General features: G+C 64.0%; 21 protein-coding genes. 12 read left to right on the top strand and 9 right to left on the bottom strand.

Annotated elements, in window-relative coordinates:
* Nucleotides 1-205: 205 nt before the first annotated feature.
* From traL to THSYN_RS30410, 6 genes are read left to right on the top strand one after another with little or no spacing between them, the layout of a single operon-like run.
* Nucleotides 206-499 (top strand): type IV conjugative transfer system protein TraL, encoded by a 294-nt coding sequence (traL, locus tag THSYN_RS30435; RefSeq protein ID WP_100922833.1) that lies wholly within the window; start codon nucleotides 206-208, stop codon nucleotides 497-499.
* Nucleotides 496-1,083 carry a TraE/TraK family type IV conjugative transfer system protein gene (locus THSYN_RS30430; RefSeq protein ID WP_100922832.1) on the top strand — a complete coding sequence of 196 codons (588 nt, stop codon included), beginning with the start codon at nucleotides 496-498 and terminating at the stop codon, nucleotides 1,081-1,083. The genes traL and THSYN_RS30430 overlap by 4 nt, the downstream gene beginning before the upstream one ends.
* Nucleotides 1,080-2,123, top strand: coding sequence for a TraK domain-containing protein (locus THSYN_RS30425; RefSeq protein ID WP_100922831.1), 1,044 nt, complete (start codon nucleotides 1,080-1,082; stop codon nucleotides 2,121-2,123). Before THSYN_RS30430 ends, THSYN_RS30425 begins: the two co-directional genes overlap by 4 nt.
* The gene (locus tag THSYN_RS30420) at nucleotides 2,120-3,421 is read left to right on the top strand and encodes a TraB/VirB10 family protein (RefSeq protein WP_100922830.1); all 1,302 of its coding nucleotides are present in this window, start codon (nucleotides 2,120-2,122) and stop codon (nucleotides 3,419-3,421) included. The genes THSYN_RS30425 and THSYN_RS30420 overlap by 4 nt, the downstream gene beginning before the upstream one ends.
* Nucleotides 3,421-4,512, top strand: coding sequence for a response regulator transcription factor (locus tag THSYN_RS30415; RefSeq protein ID WP_100922829.1), 1,092 nt, complete (start codon nucleotides 3,421-3,423; stop codon nucleotides 4,510-4,512). Before THSYN_RS30420 ends, THSYN_RS30415 begins: the two co-directional genes overlap by 1 nt.
* A gap of 5 nt (nucleotides 4,513-4,517) precedes the next feature.
* Nucleotides 4,518-5,690 (top strand): hypothetical protein, encoded by a 1,173-nt coding sequence (locus tag THSYN_RS30410; RefSeq protein ID WP_100922828.1) that lies wholly within the window; start codon nucleotides 4,518-4,520, stop codon nucleotides 5,688-5,690.
* Here THSYN_RS30410 and THSYN_RS30405 read toward each other — a convergent pair.
* Together THSYN_RS30405 and THSYN_RS30400 are read right to left on the bottom strand one after the other, a co-directional pair.
* Complete coding sequence (locus tag THSYN_RS30405) at nucleotides 5,670-7,385, bottom strand: hypothetical protein (RefSeq protein WP_100918684.1); 1,716 nt, start codon at nucleotides 7,383-7,385, stop codon at nucleotides 5,670-5,672. The two genes, THSYN_RS30410 and THSYN_RS30405, sit on opposite strands and share 21 nt — an antisense overlap.
* Nucleotides 7,386-7,927: 542 nt before the next feature.
* Nucleotides 7,928-8,818, bottom strand: coding sequence for an RpnC/YadD family protein (locus THSYN_RS30400; RefSeq protein ID WP_157818055.1), 891 nt, complete (start codon nucleotides 8,816-8,818; stop codon nucleotides 7,928-7,930).
* Nucleotides 8,819-9,684: 866 nt separating this feature from the next.
* Here THSYN_RS30400 and THSYN_RS30395 point away from each other — a divergent pair.
* Nucleotides 9,685-10,482 (top strand): type IV toxin-antitoxin system AbiEi family antitoxin domain-containing protein, encoded by a 798-nt coding sequence (locus THSYN_RS30395; protein ID WP_100922826.1) that lies wholly within the window; start codon nucleotides 9,685-9,687, stop codon nucleotides 10,480-10,482.
* A 9-nt stretch (nucleotides 10,483-10,491) separates the two neighbouring features.
* On the top strand, nucleotides 10,492-11,940 hold the full coding sequence (locus tag THSYN_RS30390; RefSeq protein ID WP_100922825.1) for a nucleotidyl transferase AbiEii/AbiGii toxin family protein: 1,449 nt from the start codon (nucleotides 10,492-10,494) through the stop codon (nucleotides 11,938-11,940).
* A gap of 376 nt (nucleotides 11,941-12,316) precedes the next feature.
* On the opposite strand, the gene THSYN_RS30385 is transcribed toward THSYN_RS30390, so the two are convergent.
* Entirely contained in the window at nucleotides 12,317-12,730 is a 414-nt protein-coding gene (locus THSYN_RS30385; protein WP_236849008.1) for a hypothetical protein, read from the bottom strand.
* Nucleotides 12,731-12,850: 120 nt separating this feature from the next.
* On the opposite strand from THSYN_RS30385, the gene THSYN_RS30380 reads away from it, so the two are divergent.
* From THSYN_RS30380 to THSYN_RS30370, 3 genes are all read left to right on the top strand, one after another.
* On the top strand, nucleotides 12,851-13,066 hold the full coding sequence (locus THSYN_RS30380; protein ID WP_236849007.1) for a hypothetical protein: 216 nt from the start codon (nucleotides 12,851-12,853) through the stop codon (nucleotides 13,064-13,066).
* Between the two features lie 2 nt (nucleotides 13,067-13,068).
* Entirely contained in the window at nucleotides 13,069-13,587 is a 519-nt protein-coding gene (locus THSYN_RS30375; protein WP_236849006.1) for a GNAT family N-acetyltransferase, read from the top strand.
* 227 nt (nucleotides 13,588-13,814) lie between these two features.
* Nucleotides 13,815-14,183 carry a DNA-binding protein gene (locus THSYN_RS30370; protein WP_172965406.1) on the top strand — a complete coding sequence of 123 codons (369 nt, stop codon included), beginning with the start codon at nucleotides 13,815-13,817 and terminating at the stop codon, nucleotides 14,181-14,183.
* Nucleotides 14,184-14,243: 60 nt separating this feature from the next.
* On the opposite strand, the gene THSYN_RS30365 is transcribed toward THSYN_RS30370, so the two are convergent.
* The 3 genes from THSYN_RS30365 to THSYN_RS30355 all read right to left on the bottom strand — a co-directional run bounded on the left by THSYN_RS30365 (nucleotide 14,244) and on the right by THSYN_RS30355 (nucleotide 16,947).
* Nucleotides 14,244-15,356 carry a hypothetical protein gene (locus tag THSYN_RS30365; RefSeq protein ID WP_100922797.1) on the bottom strand — a complete coding sequence of 371 codons (1,113 nt, stop codon included), beginning with the start codon at nucleotides 15,354-15,356 and terminating at the stop codon, nucleotides 14,244-14,246.
* 200 nt (nucleotides 15,357-15,556) lie between these two features.
* A complete protein-coding gene (locus THSYN_RS30360) occupies nucleotides 15,557-16,555 on the bottom strand; it encodes an Rpn family recombination-promoting nuclease/putative transposase (protein WP_100922822.1) in 999 nt (332 codons plus the stop codon).
* Nucleotides 16,556-16,713: 158 nt separating this feature from the next.
* Nucleotides 16,714-16,947, bottom strand: a complete 234-nt coding sequence (locus tag THSYN_RS30355; RefSeq protein ID WP_157818054.1) for a hypothetical protein — start codon at nucleotides 16,945-16,947, stop codon at nucleotides 16,714-16,716.
* Between the two features lie 300 nt (nucleotides 16,948-17,247).
* On the opposite strand from THSYN_RS30355, the gene THSYN_RS34555 reads away from it, so the two are divergent.
* On the top strand, nucleotides 17,248-17,415 hold the full coding sequence (locus THSYN_RS34555; protein ID WP_157818053.1) for a hypothetical protein: 168 nt from the start codon (nucleotides 17,248-17,250) through the stop codon (nucleotides 17,413-17,415).
* Nucleotides 17,416-17,542: 127 nt separating this feature from the next.
* Here THSYN_RS34555 and THSYN_RS30345 read toward each other — a convergent pair whose 3' ends face one another.
* Genes THSYN_RS30345 through THSYN_RS30335 form a run of 3 tightly spaced genes read right to left on the bottom strand, consistent with a single transcriptional unit; the run spans nucleotide 17,543 to nucleotide 21,373 of the window.
* Nucleotides 17,543-17,869, bottom strand: a complete 327-nt coding sequence (locus tag THSYN_RS30345; protein WP_100922820.1) for a DUF3240 family protein — start codon at nucleotides 17,867-17,869, stop codon at nucleotides 17,543-17,545.
* Nucleotides 17,866-18,267 carry a hypothetical protein gene (locus THSYN_RS30340; protein WP_100922819.1) on the bottom strand — a complete coding sequence of 134 codons (402 nt, stop codon included), beginning with the start codon at nucleotides 18,265-18,267 and terminating at the stop codon, nucleotides 17,866-17,868. Before THSYN_RS30340 ends, THSYN_RS30345 begins: the two co-directional genes overlap by 4 nt.
* 7 nt (nucleotides 18,268-18,274) lie before the next feature.
* Entirely contained in the window at nucleotides 18,275-21,373 is a 3,099-nt protein-coding gene (locus THSYN_RS30335) for an efflux RND transporter permease subunit (RefSeq protein WP_100922818.1), read from the bottom strand.

Below are 21,373 nucleotides of genomic sequence, written 5' to 3'. Positions count from 1 at the left end.
CACGGCCAATGGGAACGGTGGGAAAACACGCGCGTCAGAGTAAGACTTAGTTCTTACGGGTGCGTCTCGGCGTGTACCCTGAACCGACGCGAGCGCTCGGTGCGGGCGTTCCCGGTCTTGGGCCGACGGCGTTTCCCGCATTCCCCCCAAGAATCGGAACTTTCGGCTCTCACGGTCCCCGCCTGCTGGGCAGCACACTGCGCCCATGGCTGACCCAACCGAAATCCCCAAGTACATCGACGATCCACCGCTGATCCTGCTGTGGCGCGTTGATGATCTCGTCCCGATCGTGCTGTGTCTGGTCATCGGGATCTTCACCGGCAGTCCCAGCACGATGTTCAAACTGATCATCCTGGGCGTCCTCCTGGTGCGCCTGTATTCCAAGTACCGCGAGCGGCGCCCCGACGGGCACGCCCTGCACTTCCTCTATTGGTACGGCCTGCTGCCGCTGCGTGGGCGTACCACCCCCAATCCGTTCTGTCGGCGGTGGCTACCATGAACCTTCAGCGATTTCTCGCTACCTGGGCCGGGTTGACGCTGGAGAATCGGGTCAATCGGATCATCATCCTGCTGCTGATCGGCGTCAACTGCGTGTTGGCGGTAACGATCAACCAGACCGATCGCACCGTGGTGTTGGTGCCGCCGGTCCTGGAAGCGGAAGTCTCGGTGGCCCGCTCCTCGGCCAGTCAGGAGGTCCGGGAAGCCTGGGCCCTCTTCGTCGCCGAGTTGCTCGGAAACGTCACCCCCAGCAACGCCGAGTTCCTGATCAAGGCCCTGGAACCCCTGCTGTCACCCGCCCTGCGGGTCGACGTGCTGCGGGTCCTGGACGCCCAGGTCGCCGAGATTCGCCGGGAAAAGGTCAGTCTGGCCTTCGAGCCCCGGGCCATCAGTCGCGATCCGGCGAGCGGCACGATCTATATCACCGGCACCCACGTCACCAGCGGACCGGCCGCCAAGCCGGTCAACACCTCACGCACCTATGCCCTGCGCGTCGAGTTCAAGAACTATCGTCCGGTCGTGGTCTTCCTGGATTCCTATCCCGGGGAGCCGCGTATCGGCGCAACCGAAGGGAGCCCGCGATGACTCGCCAACCGACTCTGCTCGCCCTGTGCATCTCACTCGCGCTCGGCGCTGCCCAGGCCGCGCCGGAGCCCGACCCCGGGGCCGCAATCCCGCGGGTCTCCTGCGACCTGTTGGATGTCCGCACCGCGGCGGCGGGACCGCGCGCCGACCTGACCGGGACCGGGGAGGGCGTCCCCGGGGGCGCCCCGACCATTCGACAAGTCGGCGGGCGCGATCTGAGCGCCCGCCGGACCAGCAGTGCCCCGGAGCACCGTGGCGGCTTCTTGCGGGTCGGGATGGGACAGTCGGCAGGCCAAGCCTCACCCGTCGCGATGGAACTGGGACCCCGTAACGTCAGTATCGCCCCGGGCACCACGGCGTTGATCGAGATTGCCATCGACCATCTCAACCGTATCGTCACGCCCTTTGCGACTCCGGTGGTGCGTACCGTCTCCGCGGCCAGTACCAGTGTCGATGGCCAGGTGGTCTACGTGGCCACATCCACCGAGGAACCCGTTTCCTTGTACATCAGCGACGGGCAGAGCAACGACCTGGCGTTGTCGCTCACCCTGGCCCCACGGTACGTGCCGCCGCGCGAGATCCGCCTCACCGTCCCCGGGTATCACGGCAAGGGTGCGAGCGGTGCGGCACCCGACAGCGGCAAGTCGGCATTGCTGCCGCTCGCCGGGGGGGAGGGCCGCGGTAGCGACGCCTACGTCGCCGCCTTGACCGACCTGTTGCGGGCCATGGCCCAGCGGCGACTACCGGCCGGGTTCCAGGTCAAGGACGGCGGCCCGAAGGCGCACTGCGCCGCAGGGCTCACGATCACCAAGACGCAGTTGAGCCAAGGGGCGAGCGCCAGCGTGCTGACGCTCGGCGTGCGCAATACCGGAACCGGCACCGTGGCGGCCAATGAGTCTGCCTGCGCGCTGGATCAGGGGGTCGTCGCGGCGGTCAGTGCCTGGCCGTTGAAGACCCTGGCGCCCGGGCAAGAGACCGAGGTGTTCCTGGTGCTCCAAGCGGGCGCCGTGGCGACTGAGCCGAGCGGCATACCTCGGTGATCAATCTCAAGACCCAGTGGGCTTCCTTGTCGCCCGGCGTCCAGCGCGTGGTCGCCTGGGGTGCTGGCGCCTCCGTGCTACTCGTCCTGGCTGCGCTCGCGGTGCAAAGCGCCGGGCCACCCACCCCCAAGGGGAGCGCCCAAGAGAAGCTGGTGCGCAACCTGCTCACCGACACCGATCCACGCTCCTTGGGCATCAAAGGCCTGGCCGCCCGACTGGAGCGCATGGAGCACCACGTCGATGACGTGAAGAAGGCGTTGGCGAAACCGCCGGACAAACCGGACGTGCCCCCGGTCGACCCCGCCGTGGTCGAGGCCCAGCGCGTCGAGATGGCCCAGTTGAAGGACCAACTGGAGAGCCTGCGCCGCCAGGTGGAGACGGCCAAGCCGGTGCTGCCGCCCGTGTCGCTGCCTGCTGTGCGGCCCCCGGGCCGATTGGCCGAGCCGGTGATCCCGCCGACGTCGGCACCGGCGGCACCAGTGCCCACGCCGCCAGGCGAGCGGCCACTGAATCAAATGTTCAGCCCGCCGACCACCAAGGCGCCGAGCCCTGCGGTGCCCGGGGCGCACGCGAGCGGTGCCGGCCGTGCCCTGGACATCCGCGTGGTCAGCGCCCCGCCGCCGCCCGCGCCGCCTCCTGGCCGACCCGCCGCCCCGGCCCCGGGCGAACTGTTCATCCCGGCCGGCAGCATCCTCACCGGTGTGCTCCTCAATGGCCTGGACGCCCCCACCGGGCAGGGCGCCCGCCAGCAGCCGACCCCGGCGCTGGTGCGGATCAAGCACGACGCGCTCCTGCCCAATCGGTTCCGCGCCGACGTCAAGGAGTGCTTCGTGATCGTCGGGGGCTTTGGGGATCTCGGGTCGGAGCGCGCCTACCTGCGCGCCGAGACGCTGACGTGCGTGCGCACCGACGGTGGGGTCATTGAAGTCCCACTCGACGCCTACGCGGTCGGCGAAGACGGCAAGGTCGGCATCCGTGGCCGCCTGGTGAGCAAGCAGGGCGCCCTGCTCGCCAAGGCGTTGCAGGCCGGCTTCCTGACCGCGTTCTCGAAGGTCTTCACGCAGGTCCCGGCGACGGCGTTCAGCAACGGCGCCACCAGCAGCCAGGTCCAGTTCCAGTCCATGTTCACCCCCCAGGCGGCCGAGGCCGGCTTTGCCGGTGGCGTCGGCGGGGCGATGGACAAGTTGGCCGAGTATTACATGAAGATGGCCGAAAACACCTTCCCAGTGCTCGAAGTCGATGCGGGGCGCGGGATTGAACTCATCATCAACAAGGGCACGTCGCTCAAATTGAAATAATGTCGACCCCGAAACCACGCATTCTGCTCGTCGTTCCCGACCTTACCAGACAGCGCCTGGTGCGCACGGCCTTGTCGCGCGGCGGGGCGCTCGTCACCACCGAGGAAGCGGGGGAGGGGGCCCTGCGTCGGTGCGCGCTCGCCCTACCCGCGGCCGTTATCATGGCCGTGGTCATGCCTGGACTGAGCGGGTTACAGGTCCTGGCGCGACTGCGTACCAACTATCCCACGCTGCCGGTGTACCTCATCGACGACGACAGCGCGGGCCAGCGGATGGGCGCCAAGGGCCTTGCGGCGGGTGCTGCGGCCGTCTTCCAGAGTGCGCAGGCGGGTGCCTGGGCGAACCAGGTCGTCAAGGACTTGGAGACCGCCGCGGTGGTTGGGCAAGCGTCTGCTTGGATCGCCAGCCCGCCGCCGGGACCCAGTGCCTACCTGGTGGAAGAACACGCGACCGTGGACGGCCTGCCCCTCTACCCCGACAGCGATGACCTCCTCGGGGCGAACGCGGACCACCTGATCCATTCTCCGCCACCTTCCGCTGAACCGGCAGCACCGCGTTCGGCGGGGGTGGCCGACGATTCCGAGCGCATGACCAGGCGCGGCATGCAGCAAGGCCGGGAGTCCCCAGCGCGGCTGTCGGGTCCCGCGGCACCCCTGGATGGTCTGCCGTTGGTCGAGAGCGAACGCGACCAGATGAAGGCGCCGCCGCACCGGGTGGGGCCCCTGCCAGAGGAGCATCTCGTCCCCCTGTTTACTGCGTTCCTGGAGCGACAACTCCCGGTCATCCTCGCCGACCTGCGCGCGCACGAGCACACCAAGGTCATCGGGGTGGGGCGCTCGCCACCAGATCTCATGTCGGCGCTACGCAGCATCAACGAGGGGTTTCGGATCCAGATGGCCCGGCAGATCAATTGGCGTCTGCAACAGATCGCCACCGAAAGCGAGGCGCAGGCCCATGCCCTCGTCACCGCGGTCGTCGTTCAGCACCTCGCGCCGGTCCGGCAGCAACTCCGACGGTGGCGGGGCCTGGCCTTGGTCGCCCTCCTTGGGATCGGTGTGCTTGGCGGCACCGTCGTTGGCCAGTTCGTCTGACCGCCATGGACAGTGAGTCCCGCCACCTGCTGGTGTTGTCGGAGCACCAGGCCCCCGCCTGGGCGCGCCGCCTGTGGGCGCTCGGCGAGCGGCCCACGGTATGCGTCGGCCTGGGCGAGGCGTTGCGGGCGCTTGCGCAACGCCGCCACCAGGTGTTCCTCATCGAGCTACCGGTCGCCGGCCACACCCATGCCAGCATTCTCGCGTTCCTGGTCGAACATCCGCTGTCACCGGGCCTGCGGTTCATCGTCGTCTCGGCAACGCCGCAGCGGCTGGTGCACCGGGACGATGAGGACCCACGCGTTTCGGTGCTCATGGCACCCTGTAGTGACACGCAGTTGCAGTTGGCGCTCGCGATGAATAGCGCGTCCGTGGACTCGCTGTCGCCCGCGTCAGAACCGCTCTGGGACAGCGGGTTAGGCGATGGCAGTCAGACCATCGAGCGCTGGGATCAGGCCGCCATTGCCGCGCAGTGGGCGCCCGCGGATGCGACCAGCCTGCGGGCCAACGCCACGGCACTGGCCACGCTCTGCACCAGTCTCTGCCGCCTGCCAGTGGAGCCGGGGCCCGCCGTCCAGGCCCTGCACTCTCTCGCTCCGCGGGTACGCGCGCTCGTGCGCCGTGTGCGGCTGCGTCCGCCACGGACCGGTGCGCGTCAGCCCGGCGCCTTGCTTGTCGAACGGGTCGCGCAGGGATGGGTCGACCTGCTCGCCCATGTGCTCCAGGGTCTCGACCGCACGGCCAGCGGCGGTCCGGAGACGACCGCGGCCAGGTCATGGGTCGTGCTCCAAGCCATGCGCATCCACCGCGTGACCGTGATCCTGGAGCTCCTGTGGGGGGTGCCGCGGTACCCGGGGATGTGGCGGCGGCTGCATGAGCTGCAGACCTACACCAACGCGCGTATTCGACCGCAACTCGGCGCCGGGTCTGACCGCCAACTCGCCGGTGCGCTCGGGGCCATCGCACAAACCTACCGGGAGGCGCTGATCCTCGGCTGCGCATTGGTGCATCCCCCGCCGCAGTTGCTCACCAGTGCCCTGGTCGAGTCGTTGTCCGACTGGGCGAGTGGAACCCGCCTGCTGCCGGCGCTTCGCCAGGACTGGCAGCGGGGGTGGTGGGTAGGGTGTTCAATATCGGACCTATTTCACAAATTATCTTCATACAGTTTTAGTGTTTGATAACGAATCAATGAGAGCATGCCGACGCCGGGCCAGCATCGACGCACCGATATGCGCTTGCGCCCAGTGCTCGACATCAATCGTACGCACCGATTCCATCGCCTCCCGAATCAACGGAGTCGCCAGGTCGGCGATGAAGGCAGGAATCGCAAGCAGCAGCTTGCCGATCTCCTTGAGTGGCCCCCTGGCGGTGAAGCATTTGTATTTCCCGAAGACCGATTCGATGATATCGGAGGATGCCAGCCAGACATTATCAGTCGGGATCTTGGCGGCTTCCACTGCCACCTTCGCGAGCATCTGTTGGGTAAAGGCCGCCGTGCGTGGGGTGAGCGTTGACTGCGGTGGCAGCGTGGCCTGGAGTGATTCCTGGGAGCCCCGCTGGAGGCCCTTGGATTTGAGGTGCGACTGAATCAGCTTGGATTGCGCCATCATTTGCGCGTAATCCACCAGGTCATCCCGGTAGGACAGTAGCCAGGCAAAGCCGTCAAGGAAGCGGCTGTACCCAGCGTCCGCTTGCTGCCAGAACACATCGTCGAGCGTATCACTCTCGAGGTCTGAGTGTGTCTGCAGTGCCTGGCAAAAAGCCGCCCGGTCGGGATAGCGAATGCCGACGATGGCCCGCAATGGGTGCGCCCGGGCGGCGCCGAACCGCGCGCACAGGTGCTCCCATGCCGGCCACTTCAGGACGTATTGCGCGCGGATCGCGCTGAAGTCGCCGCGATCATGGTAGGCGAGGAGCCGTTGTGCCCACCGCACCTGGACATCCAGATTCATGAAACGCGCCTTGAGGCGCTGCCGAGGCGGCAGCAAGAAGGCCAGATCGGTCTGCTGCAAGGCTGACCAGGCGTTGCGACAGTGCGCCAGCAAGGACTCCCAGCGCGCGTCCCGGCCCATCTCGGCCTTGAGCAGCGTCGCGATCAGATGAGAAATATCATAAGTATAGACGCAGGCAGTGGCGTGCTCCTGAAACAAGGCGATGCCCTTGCGCAGGTCGCTGCCGTGGTCGGCAACGATCTGGACCGGGGGACCGGTGCGTTGCGCAACGCGCCTGAGCACGTTCGCGACCCACGCCCCCGTGCTGTGTGTGGTGATCTCCACGGCCAGCACCTGCATGGCGCCGTGACCCGGACTGTAACCGCTCCGAGCCAGTGCATTCACCGGAATACCCAGGATTACCAGGCACTTGGATGCCCCCAAGGCGATGGTATGATCAGCGACGTAGATCCAATCCGTGCGCCATTCCGGTTGGCGATTGAGGATCGCGAGACCGCAGCGATAGATCCAGTTCAGCACCGTGGTGTGGGCTGGCGCCGCCACCGGGAATGTCGCGCCGAACAGATTCAAGACCCGCGCCACGCCGCGACTGCCAAGCCCCGCGTGCAGATACAGCCGCATGGTCAACTGCATGACCATGACCGAATAGTGATGGCCGACCGGCGGGGACAGCGCAAGCTGTGGTGGCTCATCCACTGGTTCGTCAGCCGCCGGCGCCGCGGCCTCTTCGGCGCCCGTTCGCCCACGCTCCGCCTTTAGCGCACGCGCCTTCCACTGCGCGCGGCTGTGCTCCAGATCCCGAATCTTGACCTCCGCGGCCCGCAGGCGCTGCTGCCGCTCCAACGCTTTCGCCTTCCAGGCATCACGTGACCGCTGGAACAGGTTGGCCAGACGGCTCACTGGGCTCTTGAATGCGTTCATCACGTCGTGCGCGCTCCGGCAAGGCGGTCAGATCACCGCGCCAGTAGGCTGGCCAACCGTTCGCCGTTTGTCAAGGGCTGGGCATGAGCTAGTGTCGCACCGTCATCGTACCCACCCGAGCACAGAACCGACAGCCGGGCCTTCCCGGCAACACGCTTCTTGCATGGGCTTTTCAGCGCCTTTTTGGGTCAGATTGAACATCCTAGGTGGTGGGTCGTCGACACGCTCGACGATGTACCGCCGTGGTATCTCGACGGTGTGTTGCGGGATGACTGGCACGGCTTTCGGCTTGAACTGCCGGCGGCCTGCCGGGAATTCTTGTCGCTGGCCTCGCCATTGCGGTAGCCCCGCGATCTCGCTGCCTGCAATGGCGGGGGTTCCCGCGGGACATCGAATGACGGCAACCTCCCCGTACCCCCGTGACCGTCAAGCCTCGCACGCAGTCGTAAGTGGGCCGAACGTGCCGCCGGGCCGGTGCCGAGACCGACCCAAGGATGGCTGGAACGATGATCAGGTTCGCCTGACATGACCAAGGTCGTGGATCACCCCGCGGCTTGATTCAACGCTTCCAGCCAGGTCCCCCCATCCGGACTAGCGAGGAGCGTCCCGGCCAGGTCTTCCAGCGCCTGGGCGTTGGGGACTTGGTCGAGCAGCGGCGCGCTACGCTCGGCGACTTCGGCTCCGAAGCGCCACCGGGCCAGGCGCACGAGGAGCAGACGCTCGTGTTGCAGCCCCTGCGCAACACCCTGTTGGATACCCTGTTGGATACCCTGCTGAATACCCTCCTGAAGGCCCTTACGGATGCCGATCCGCTCAACACTGGTGACGTAAGGCATGTGCTCTATCCCCTCAAAGGTTTGAATCTCGGACCAGAGGCGTTCTTCCAGTACCTCGGGCAGGCGCAGCATCCAGTCGATGAAGCGGAACAGTTCCAGGATGTCGTCCCGCGCCCAACCCCGTCGATAGAGGCTCTTGGCGAGCGCCAGTTTGGCCCAGTAGCGTTCTTCGGGGGCGTGGCGCGTCTCCTGGGTCTTGAGATGCGCCTGGATGACCACCGCAAAGGGGTTGGTCGAGGCCTCCAACTCCGCCCAGCGGGCGCGGTAGTCGAGCAGCTTGACGCAGGGGAAGCGGATGCCGACCTCGCAGCCCCAGCGCTGCCAGCCGAAGTGGTCCGGGCGCCAGTCGGCGCGCTCGTCGGCCAGCACGGCCAGGCTGACCACCGGGCGCCGGTGGCGGTCGTAGATGCGGTAATTGTAAACAAACAACCGCTCGGCCAGGTCGGGTTCAGCGTCTCCCTGGACCTCGACGTGGATGAGGAGCCAGTCCTCCCGCCCGGTGCTGTCCACCACGCGCACCAGCTTGTCCGCCAGTCGCCGGCCAAGCTCGGCGTCACGCGACTGCTGTTCTGCATCTCCCTGCACTGTGGCCGTCACGCTCGGACACCGAGCCGCCGCCCGCGGTTCCGGCAGCGGTGCGACGCAGCGAGCGGCCGATGGAATAGCTGTCCGCCCGGCAAAGCCGGTCGGCATCGATCGGGCGTCGACTGGCCCTCCCCAATCGGCCATGAGCGGTCGGTAAGGAAGCCTTGCCGGGCGACCGTGATGAAATCCAAAGCTGCCGAAAATTGCTCGTCCACAAGCATTCACGAGTCAGCCCACAAACCCCGCAACCTTTCGGTCGAGAACACCAAGGCTAACCCAACGCCTACCTCTACTGCCTCTTCGCACCCCTGTCCCCCTGACCATCATGCCCTCCCAGGTTCCGTTGCGGCCAACGTCTTGTAGCTCAGCAGGCCCCCAAGAAGATCGACTACGCCTTCACAAGGAACTATATCATCATGTCATCTTTTCACGATTTTCGAGAAACACTTCTATTGTGATATATCTTTTTCACTCGACTTTGGCCATTTTCCTAACAGCAAATATGGCTAACTGATTGAAATATAAAAGCACGAAAAATCAGGATGGGGTTAGGGAGCAGTGGGACCGATGCGAACCCCGGCGAGGACCCCCTGCTAATTTTTCCGTCCAAGATAACTCGTTGATTATCATGACTCTGGCCAGGCGGAAAAATGGCCAAAGTCGAGTTTCAGTACGTCGACCGAAACTTCCTGGCTAGAAAACCGCAAGATCAGACACTTACTGGATGGCAGGGGCCTTTGCCGGACTTGTGCGGATTTCCCCAACCCCCGAAACCTAACTCCCGCCCCGTCTGCCGATCCCCTAGAAGAACCGGAAAAAAGTATATTGAGATGCAATAATTTCACACTTTACGCGAAAAAATGAGATAATGATAATTCATGGTGCCCTCATACGAAAATCTGTCGATCGGAAAAACCAGGCTTGCTGCTGTAATTAATGCAGCCAGCGATGTCGTGCGCATTGAAGATGCGGTCCAGGCCCTTGGCGTCCCTCGTACACGTGCGGCCAAGCTTTTGTCGCGCTGGGTATCGCAGGGTTGGATGCGCCGCGTTGGAAAAGGTACCTACGTTCCCGTGCAGCTTGATTTCCTAAACGCCGAAACGGTAGTTCAGGACTCCTGGATTCTGGTTCCGGCCCTGTTTTCGCCTGCATATATCGCGGGTCGTACGGCGGCCGAGCATTGGGACCTGACCGAACAAATATTCCGCGACATCGTCGTCTGCACGACCCGTCCGGTTCGGGAGAAATCGATTGAGTGCCAAAGCGCCGTCTTTACGCTTAAGCACATACGGGAGGATCTGATATTTGGCATCAAATCCGTTTGGCGCGGGCAAACGAAAGTAGCCGTTTCAGATATTCATCGGACGATCGTCGATATTCTCGATGATCCTGCATTAGGCGGCGGTATTCAGCATGTTGGCGATTGTTTCGAGCGCTATCTGAATCGACCCGAGCTCGACGCGGACCGACTTATCGGTTATGCCGAACGTATTGGAAACGGAGCCATATTCAAACGGCTTGGATTTCTTGCCGAGAGACATCCCCGCGGCGGGGCGCTGGTCCAAGCTGCAAGAGATCGTCTTACCCAAGGTCACGCCAAGCTTGATCCGGCGCTTCAGTGCGTTCGCCTGGTAACTAGATGGCGGCTGCGCGTACCAGAAACCTGGGTCAAATGAGAAGCGCGTATGATCACTAAACGCGAGATCTTGGATGCTGCGTCTAACCTCAATCTCAATCCTCACGTTGTCGAAAAAGACTACGCGTTGGGGTGGGTGCTCGCTGGCATCTACGCCCATGATGCGCTGGCCGACAATTGGATCTTCAAGGGCGGCACCTGTCTAAAGAAGTGCTACTTTGAAACCTACCGATTTTCTGAAGACCTCGATTTTACGCTGAAGGATAAATCGCATCTTCGGGAAGGCTTTCTGCAACCTGTGTTCGGCGAGATCGCCGAATGGATTTACGAAAACAGCGGATTGGAATTTCCTGCTAAGTCACAAAGTTTTGACATTTACGCGAACCCACGCGGCCAGATGAGTTGCCAGGGCAAACTCAGCTATCGCGGTTCGGTCTCCCCCACCGCTGGCGGCATGCCACGCATTAAACTTGATCTCACGGCAGATGAGCGTCTGGTGCTGCCGCCTGTGAAGGTCCCGGTCTTTCATCCCTATAGTGATAGTCCTACCGACGGCATTTCCGTCTTGGCCTATGGCTATGAAGAAGTCTTTGCGGAAAAAATACGTGCGCTCGCCGAGCGTACCAGGCCCCGCGACCTCTACGATGTAATCAACCTCTACCGACACGAAGACGCGCGCCCCACCGCTTCGGTTCTGCTCGATGTCCTTCGCCAGAAATGTGAGTTCAAAGGTATCCCGGTACCAAACGCTGGAGACTTCGACGCTCATAAAGCAGATCTTGAGGGCGCCTGGACTTCGATGCTGGCGCACCAGCTTCCGGCATTGCCACCGGTAGCGTCCTTTTGGGAGATGCTTCCCCAGTTTTTCTCATGGCTGGCTGGCGGCGCAGCCCCGATCGTTCTTGCCGCCTACACGTTGGGGCGCGGCGAGGTGGTTATCCGGGAGCGGACCATCCGGCTTCCTTTAAGCGGCCCGGCCCAGTCCTATATCGAAATCATCCGCTTTGCCGCTGCTAACCGGTTGTGCGTAAATCTAGACTATCAAGGCTCGACCCGCCGTATAGAACCATACTCCTTGCGGCGCACACAGGACGGAAATATTGTCCTTCATGCCTGGAACGTTGATGCAAACGAACATCGCAGCTATCGCGTCGACCGAATTGAAGGTGCCCATACGACAGACAACAGTTTTGCGCCACGTTATGCCGTCGAGCTGACGCCGGAGGGGCCGGTTCGTGTCCTCCAGACGCCACGCTCGTCAAGCTCGGCAGGGCTCGGGGCAGCAAGTAGAACGTCCTCGTTGTCGCACCCTGCACACCAGCGGAGCGGCCGATCGTCTTTGCCTCAGTCACAGAGGCCAACTTACATCTACCAATGTGGCCTGTGCGGGAAAAAATTCCGCCGAGAAAATCAATCTCCCAGTTTGAATCCACACAAGGCGCCGGGCGGTTATCCGTGCTCTGGTCAGACCGGATTCTTAGTGGATATCAAATACTGATTCTCAGCCTTCCCGTTGTGCATAGGGGTGGCGCCTCAGGACAGATTCTTCGCCCGATTCTGGGACGGCGGATAGATGGAAAGAATGGTTCAATATTGTCTCTGCTTCTCGTTGCTAAGAATATTTTCCTGCAATACCTCATCGGTATGAGCCGCATGTTGTGTGGTTTAACGCTATGAAGTGAGTGACTGACCGCTTACCGCTAAGTACTTCTTGTCAACCGCCATAAGAGCATAAATAGTGTAAAGCTCTATAAATCAAGTATTTACAATAATTTGGTTGTTTAGATTATTCTATTAGGGTACTTACCTTGTGGACGCTCAGTATGGTCATACTGACGGCATCTACGGGTCGAAAGCGAACCTGCAATGCGAAATCAGCCCTGGCGAGCGGTGCTGCGCGCACGCTCATCATCGTCGAGCCCGAACTGCACCTTCCGAAGGTCCTGCCGCAAGCGCCGCGCCTCCAAGGTCAGGGCCTTCTTCTCCTCGGTCAGCGCCGTTTCCCGGGTACGGGCCTCCGCCACTGCCGCCTGATGTTCAGAGAGTCGGGAAAGCCAGTGCTGCGTGTCGGCGTCGCGCGCCTGCTGTTCTGCCGGGACCGTGGCCGTCAGCGCGGCAAGCTGGCCGCCGCGCTCGGACACCGAGTCCCCGCCCGCGGTGCCAGCGGTTCCGGTAGAGATGCTACGCCGCGGCCGATGGACCTGCAGTTCAGCCCGAGCAGAGAAACCGCCGGGCGATCTTTTCTTGAGCGTTACCGCACCGCCGGCGCAGGCGGTCTTCGGTGTCATGCTAGACTTCTCTACAGTTCTGTAGAAACCAGCGCGAGCAGGTGAGACGTGACCCAGATTTCCGCGAATATCTCTCCCGAAACCCGTGATCGCCTGGAACGGTACGTCCGTGCCCGGGGCATGAAGAAAGGGTTCGTGATCGAGCAGGCGCTGCTGCACCATCTACAGGCCATCAACGAGATCCCTGAGGATATCGTGATACCCCCGCGCCTCGTGGTTACGGCCGCGTCGGGCGAGCGGCTGCTGGAGCGGCTGGCGTCTCAGGAGGCCCCCAATCGGGCCATGCGTGAGCTCTTCGGCGAGGACCCCGAGCCCGCTCACAGCGATCCCTTATGAGCATGAGGATTCGGCGACTGGAGCCTAACGACGATCGCGACCAGTTCCGCAGCGGACACCCAGACCTCGACCGCTTTTTCCATCGCTTTGCGGGCCAAAACCAGTTTCGCCACCATCTCGGCGTCACCTACATCGCGGTCGAGGATGACGCGATCCTCGGCTTTGTCACCGTTTCGCCATCCGAGATCGAAATCGACGCGCTTCCCGCCGAGCGCCGCCGCCGGTTGCCGCACTACCCCTTGCCGACGCTACGTTTGGCGCGACTGGCGGTCGCCGAGACGGCGCGGGACCGCGGGGTCGGCCGGGCACTGCTGCGCTTCGCCTTGACCCTCGCCCGTCGGATGGCCGACGAGATCGGGTGTGTCGGCGTCGTCGTCGATGCGAAGCCCGCGGCCCGGACCTTCTATCTTCGCTATGGCTTCGAGCCGGTGTCGGTGGTCGAGGGCCTCCTGCTCGACCGACCAGAGCCGACACCGATGTTTCTGCCGCTGTCGTCGATTCCGAGCCCCGACAACCAGTGACATTCACCGCAACCCAATGGATCAAGCATCGCCCGCCCATGGCCGCCGAACGGGTCAATGCCCTGGCCCCAGCGGGCCGGCGATCCAGGACCGTGCCGGTTCCTCTTGCGGCAGCTGGAGCAGGCGACTTACCCGTTGCGACAGGCCGCGGGACGGGCTGAGACTTGATCTGTGCCTGTACTGTGCGCAGAATGTGCATTTACGAAATGCACCTCAGGTGCAAGGCCATGGTCGCCAGCTTCGCAGATGTGCTCGAATCGACGCGGGAACCCGGGACGTCGCGGTTCTCTGCAGCGGGTGTCGCCGACATCCTTGGCCTGCAGCAGCAGGAACTGGCCGAGCTGGCGGGGGTCCATCGCAACACCCTGCGCACCCACCCGGAATCGCCAAGACTGCAATCCGCACTGCGTGACCTGATGCGAGTGGTGTCGGCCGCCGCGGCGGTGCAGCCGGATGCACAACGCGCCATCTTCCTGGTCAAGAACGAACCCATTCCTGAGTTCCGTCACAAGTCCCTGTTGCAATTGGTACAGGAAGGCCGGACCGAGGATGCGATTGGCTACCTGGAGTCAATCAGCACCGGGTTCGTCGGTTGATCCTCTTCTTGGCGACAGCAGGGCATCGAATCGGCCGGAGTGATCCGGATTGCACATCGTTCAGTCGCGCTTGTTGCGGTCGGGCGTTCGGTCGTCTGTCTCGGGCAGACTTCGCCGCACCGATTCACCCAGTGCGGCCAGCCAAGCGTCGCTGTCGGGACTGTTGATCACCGCGTCTGCCAGCGTCAGCAGCCGATCGAATTCGTCGATCCGCTCCATGAGCGGCCGGCTGTCGGCGGCGATCACCGCTCCAAAGCGTTTCTCAACTTGAATCAACAGTATGTTGCAGCTCGCCTGCAACTCTTTGCGGCGTGCGCGCTGCCGCGTCTCCTGCGGGTCCGGCCGCTCGCGGAACTGCCAGAAGCGATCCGCGGGCATTGCGTAGTCGCGCTGAAGTGTCTCCAAGGCTGCAATTGCGATGTCCGATTCGCGAATCGCTTCCCGCAGTCTGTCCATCTCCTCGCGCTGCCACTCGTCGTCGTCTTCTGGGTCCGCGGCCGTGAGCAGGTTCGAGCCGTCGCGGTCGCACAGCTCGATGGCGATCCGCTCGATCCGAAATGGGTCATCCGGGTGGATCCAGAAAAAGAGCCGGTACCGGTAAGCGATATCCCAGTGGGGGTCCCAGTCGCCGGCCAGCGAGCCCATGTCGGCGCTGCGCGTCGGCTGGGTGAGGTACTGCAACCAGGCCAGCAGATTGAGCCGCAGCCCGTAGACTCGCCAGGGACGGAGATAACGTGCCGTTGCAATGAAACGTCTGACCCGCTCCAACAAGGGATCGGGGTGCGGCGGAATCTCGAACGGCTCGGTTGCCAGCGCCTCCTCGAGGGCCCAGCACAAAGGAAAATCCGCGCGCTCCTCCGGTGGATCGAAGCGTCGCCAGTGGTCGCACTCGATCCACTCCGCGGCGCGCTGCAGCAGGAACAGAAAGGCCCCGGTGGCGAACTGCGGCGGCAGCTCCGGGTGCAGCTCGCCCAACTGATCGCGTAGCAGGCGGTCGAGCCATGCGACGGGCAGACGCCCGTCATGCGCGTTCAGGGTCTTGCGGAACCGCAGATACTCGTCGAGTGCGTTCTCGGGCGTGGCATCGCCCCATTTGTAGAATCGCATGGCGAGCGACAGCGTTCCCGTGTGGGGAGCGATGATGTAATAGTCGTACCAGGCGCGTGTCGACATCTCGGCGTCTCTCGGGTTCTCGGGATCGGTCGGTAACGCAGGTCCACGGCGGCCATGATGCCAACCGGGTTTCCAAGCGGAGCTTGGGAACCGGCAAACCCGGGCGCGGATACGCAGGTTGGCGCGACCCGGGGTCAGCAGCGCCTCGAACTAGGATTCCAGCCCGGCCCCGCACAGGACCGCCACGGTCGACGCGACGCCTAATGTTCGGTCGGTGTCGTGCGCAGGGCCCGGATCGCCTCGCGGGAGAGTTCAGTCAGCTCGGCAATGGCCGCGTCGTCCAGGGCGGTTCGCTCAAGGAGTGCCGCGGCCATTTCACGGCGCGCCTGCGCAAGGCCCTCCTTGTGCCCCTCCTTGCGTCCCCGCTCGAGGATCTCCGCGTTCCACTGTTCGACCCGTTGTTGCAGCATGGTATGCACCTCGTGAAAATCATTGATGTCCGGCAGGCGGATGCCGGGGCGCTTCTTGCGGATGAAGCTGCGGTAGATCCAGCGGCCGAAGGCGCGCTTGAGGCTATCCAGGGCGCTACTGTCCAGGAGTGCCACCAGACGTGCGTAGACGGCGAGCCAAGTCGGCTCGTCGCGCGCCTTTTCCAACTGGAACAGGGCCGCGACCAGGTTTTGGACCTCAGCCGGGTAGGCCGCGTCGCCGATGATCGCCCCTTCGTCGAGCAGCAGATAGGACCAGTGGGGGCGATAGTGTGTGAGCCCGCCCGGGGCCGGGTCGATCAGCGCGGACAGTTCCGTCGGCGCCGTCCAACGCAGCTCCCCGTTGTAAAGGACCACCGGCAGCACCGGCGGGAGGGTCCCGGCCGCGGTCAGGGCCTTCTGCGCGATCAGGTCCTGGTACAGGAGCGAGACATAGCACGCTATCCGCACCGCCATGAAGGGGTCCACGGTGCTCTGGAACTCGATCAGAATATAGACGTAGCACCAGCCGTCGGCCCAGCGCACGCGCCAGATGATATCGTCTTCGCGGTCGCGGTAATCGTCGGTGACATAGCTGCCCTTGACCGTCTCCAGCGAAGCCAGGTCCAGGGACTGGACCCAGTCCTCACGCACGAAGCCGGTCAGCAGGTCGCGGACCATCTCGGCGTGGGCGAAGAGTTGTTTATAGCTGTGGTCGTGGTGACGCCCGGCGGCCGGGGCGCGCCGTTTGCGGGAACCGCGGGGACGACGGGGGTGGCGGGGTGGGGTCATGGCTGGCGTTCGCGGGTCAAGGTCGGCGGCTTGAGCGCGATGCGGGTCGGCACGGGTGCTCCGCATCATTGAGCCCCATTGTAGCCGGGCCGGGTCCGCTGCGCGGACCTTCACCGGTCGGCTTCGCCGCGGGGCTCGGTCCGCACCGCGGACCCAGGTTAGCGTCCGCGCCCGCCCAGCCAGCGGACCCGGGCCAGACCCAGCGCCAGCAGCACCATGCCGAGCACGGCGGTAGCGGCGAAGAGCGCGAGGGCTGGCCAGTTGGGACCACTGTTGGCTGCATTGGCCACGGCGGGTGCCGACTGCCTGAGCAGCCAGCCCGGCAGTGCGCCCCAGTCCCGCGGCATACCGGTGAGGGCAAGGTGGTTTCGAGGGTTTTGAGGGGTACCCACCCGGGCCTTTTCAGGAAATCGAGGTCCCGCCGACCGTGACCAGTACCGGGCACGCGTGGATATCCACGCGTCCGGCTGCCGCAGGCCATCAACGGGACGATGACGCACACCCAGCCCGCCAAGATCGAAAATCGCGTCGTCTGGGTACTGGATCTGTTCGAGCGGATGGAAAAGCGTGATCGTTTACGCAGCATGGAGCGAGCTGCGGGCTACATGAATCGGGTACCACCATTGACTGAGATACCCCGCGGTGCCGTGTCTATCAACTGACAAGATTCAGTCTTGAAAGGGGGTGATTGAATGGAGGAGCGCAATCTGTCCGGATTGATCGAACTGCTGTTCGTCATTGGACTGGTTGGCTGGTTCAGTTACTCCCAACTCAGAAGCGTCCGCAAAGACAAACGGCTCACGGACGGCGAGGACCGCGCGGCCGAGTCGAAAGAGAGGCCGCCGCGGGACGCCGGCTGAGTCATCCTGCGGGGCACAGCGAACGGGGCATGGCCCTTCGGAACGGCCGGCCCTGATCCGGACATCATCGGTGAGCGGTACCGTGCAAGTCTTTGTGATTGAGCGATTCAGAAACGATAGGTCCGCGCTAAGCGAGATGCCCAGCAGCGACGACCGGAGTTAGCCAGTAATTGAGACCGCTCCCGCGGAAGGATTCTCCGACTTCAGCAAGCACCGCTTCGGCGACGACGGTCGGCAGGTAGGTGAAGAAGATGACCCGGCGACTGCGTCCTGCTACCTGCTCGGCCAAGGTCATGGAATGTTCCGACGACCCGTGGCCCGCGACCAGCGCGCTGGTGAAGCCGGGCACGTCATCCCGCTCCAAGAGCCACTCGGCGACCGCATCGGCAACCTCTGGCGGCACGATCAAATTGAGTAGCAGCGTCCCACCGGACGCGCTGGCATCCCAGTTCATGGTGGGTCTCCCGCATCCCCGGTGCGCCCGCTAGCGTCGTAGCGCACCCTGATGACTCGCGCACCCACAGGCAGCGGGTCGATGCGCGTTGCGAAATCTGCCCGTTGCGGGCTCTTCGCGCTGGGTTGGAAGTTGGTGAGGGGGACCTCGATGGCGGCGAGGATCTGGCCGTCGATGGTCAGGACCTGGACGTGTGCATGCCCGAGGATTCGGCCGCGGCCTTCCACCGGCTTCACCATTTTACCAGAGATCAGGACGCTGTTCCCAAGTCGCTCGTAGCGCACGTTACTGGGGATCAGACGCTGCGTCTGGTCCAACTCAAGAACCAGGTCGGGGGCACCCCAGGCGAGGGCCGGCATCAGCCCAAGCAACAGGACAAGAAAGGGTTTCGCATGCATGGCAAGATCACCGACGGTCGGTTCTGGCCGGCCTGCGCCTGCCAAAACGTTGATACAGAATGGGCAGCAGGATCAGCGTTAGTGAGGTCGATGAAACCAGGCCGCCGATGACCACGATGGCCAGGGGGCGCTGGATCTCCGACCCCGGACCGGTCGCGAACAGCAGGGGGAGCAGCCCGAAAGCGGCGATATTCGCGGTCATCAACACCGGGCGCAGACGCCGTCTTGCACCTTCGGTCACTACCTCCATCAGGGGCCGCCCCAGGGACTGGAGCTGATTGAAGTAAGTCACCATCACGACCCCGTTGAGCACTGCAATACCCAAGAGCGCGATGAAGCCCACCGAGGCCGGTACGGACAGGTACTCCCCGGTGAGCGCCAGCGCGACGACACCGCCGATGAGCGCAAAGGGCACGTTCGAGAGTACCAGCAGGGCCTGTTTGACGGAGCGAAAGGTGGAGAAGAGCACCAGGAAGATCAGGACTAGGGCCACGGGGACCACCAGTGCAAGGCGCTTGGCGGCTCGCTGCTGGTTCTCGAACTGGCCACCCCATTGGAGCCAATAGCCGGCAGGCAGTATGACTTTGGCGGTAACCGCGGCTTTCGCCTCCTCTACAAATCCCACCAGGTCGCGCCCGTCCACGTTGGCGATGACCACCGCCATCCGGTTGCCGCGCTCCCGTGATAGGGCCACCGGACCCTCGATGCGCTGGATGTCCACCAGATTGGCCAGCGGCACCGCGCGCCCCTCCGGCAAGGCCAACTGCAGGCCACTGAAGCGCGCCGGGGACGTGCGCATGGCGTCCGGCCCGCGGATCACCAGCGGGCTACGCTTGCCCTCCCGGTAGACGGTCCCTATCGGTAATCCCTCGATCTGGCCACGCAGAAAGCCGGCCAGGGCGTCCCCGTCGATCCCCAGGCGACCGGCCTCCAATCGGTCTACCACCAGATTCAGGTACTGAGCGCCCGCATTGCGGGGGGTATAGACGTCCTGGGCACCCTTGATCCCGGTGAGCACCCCGACGATCGCCTCGGCGGCCTGGTCCAGTTGACCCTGATCAGCGCCGAAGATCTTGATCGCCAGGTCCCCGCGCACGCCGGTCAGCATCTCCGAGACGCGCATCTCGATGGGCTGGGTGAAAGCGAAGTCCACCCCCGGAAAGCCTTCGATCACGGCGCGGATGCGTTCGGTGAGGGCGTCCTTGGTGGGGACGGACCACTCGGTCATGGGCTTGAGGACCAGGAAACTATCGGTCTGGTTGAGCCCCATAGGGTCAAGTCCCAACTCGTCCGAGCCCACCCGGGCGACGATGGACTTGACCTCCGGGACCTCCCGCAGGATGGCCTGCTGGACCCGCTGATCGATCGCGATAGACTCCGCTAGGTTGATGGACGGCAGCTTTTCCAACTGGACGATCAGGTCACCCTCATCCAGGGTCGGCATGAAGGTCTTGCCGATACGGGTGTACAGTGCCCCGGCTCCAACCAACAGGGCCATGGCTACCACGATGACCGGCCAGGGGTTGCGCAGGCTCCAGCCCAGGAGCGGCATATAGAGCCGGGCCGCCCAGCGCACCAGCCAGGGCTCCCCGTGGGAAACTTTCCCGAGCAGGAAAGAGGCCAGCACCGGGATCACCGTAAGTGACAGGAGCAGGGAGGAGAGCAGCGCGAAAACAATCGTGAGGGCCACCGGCACGAACAGCTTGCCCTCCAACCCCTCAAGGGTCAGCAGGGGCAGGAAGACGATGACGATGATGAGGATGCCGGACGACACCGGTACTGCGACCTCCCGGGTGGCCCGATAGATCAGATGTAGCCGCGGAAGGCGCCCGCCACCGCCCCCGCCGTGCTCCCGGGGCGCCAACTGGGTGACCACGTTCTCCACCACCACCACCGCCGCGTCCACCAGCATACCGATGGCGATCGCCAGCCCCCCCAGAGACATGAGGTTGGCGGAGAGGCCGAATTGCTGCATCAGGATAAAGGTCGCAAGAGCCGCCAGGGGCAGAATCAGGGCCACGGTCAGGGCTGCCCGCAAGTCACCCAGGAACAGTACCAGGAGCAACAGCACGAGGATGATGGCCTCCGCCAAGGCCCGCGCAACCGTCTCCACGGCCCGGTCAACCAGGACTCCGCGGTTGTAGAAGACTTCGACGCTGACGCCCTCTGGCAAAGCCGGTTCGAGCTCCGCGAGCTTGGCCTGGACCCCTTCGACCACCGCCCGGGCATTGGCCCCGCGCAGGCCCAGGACCAGGCCTTCGACCGTCTCACCACTGCCGTTGCGGGTCACGGCCCCATAGCGGGTGAGGGCTGACAACTGAACGGTGCCGATATCCGCCACCCGCACCGGTTGTTGGGACGTACCGCCCACGACGATGGCGGCCAGGTCATCCAGGGTGCGGATGGCTCCTTCGCTGCGCACCAGCAGGACCTCCTCCCCCTCGTCCAGCCGACCCGCCCCGTCATTGCGGTTGTTAGCGACGATGGCTTCCTGTAAGTCGGCGAGCCGAATGCCATGAGTGGCCATACGGGCGTTGTCCGGCACCACCTCGAAAGTGGTGACGTGACCACCGAGGGCATTGACGTCCGCCACCCCCGGCACCGAGCGCAGGGCCGGCCGAATGGTCCAGTCCAGCAGATCGCGGCGGGCGGCGAGCGACAGCCCCCCGCCCTCGATGCTGAACATGAACATCTCCCCCAGGGGTGTGGTCATGGGGGCGATGCCGCCCGTGATCCCGGCGGGCAGGTCCCCCCAGATGGCATTCAGACGCTCCGCCACCTGCTGGCGCGCCCAGTAGATGTCCGTCCCCTCCGCAAAGTCCACGGTGATATCGGTGAGTGCGTACTTAGCGATGGAGCGCAGCATGGTCTGGCGGGGGATGCCGAGCATCTCCACCTCGATCAGGGCGGTGATGCGTGACTCCACCTCCTCCGGGGTCATGCCCGCCGCCTTTACAATGATCTTCACCTGGGTAGTGGAAACGTCCGGGAAGGCGTCGATAGGGGTGTTCCGGAAGGCGGACCAACCGGCCCCGATGAGGAGCAGTACGGCGAGCAGCATCAGGAGCCGCTGGGTGAGGGCGAACTGGATCAGACGGGCGAGCAT

Origin of the sequence: Candidatus Thiodictyon syntrophicum (assembly GCF_002813775.1) — a bacterium.
In the GTDB taxonomy this organism is placed as follows: Bacteria; Pseudomonadota; Gammaproteobacteria; order Chromatiales; family Chromatiaceae; genus Thiodictyon; species Thiodictyon syntrophicum.
The sequence above is the reverse complement of the archived record's forward strand: the minus strand, read 5'-3'. Positions and strand labels throughout refer to the sequence as shown.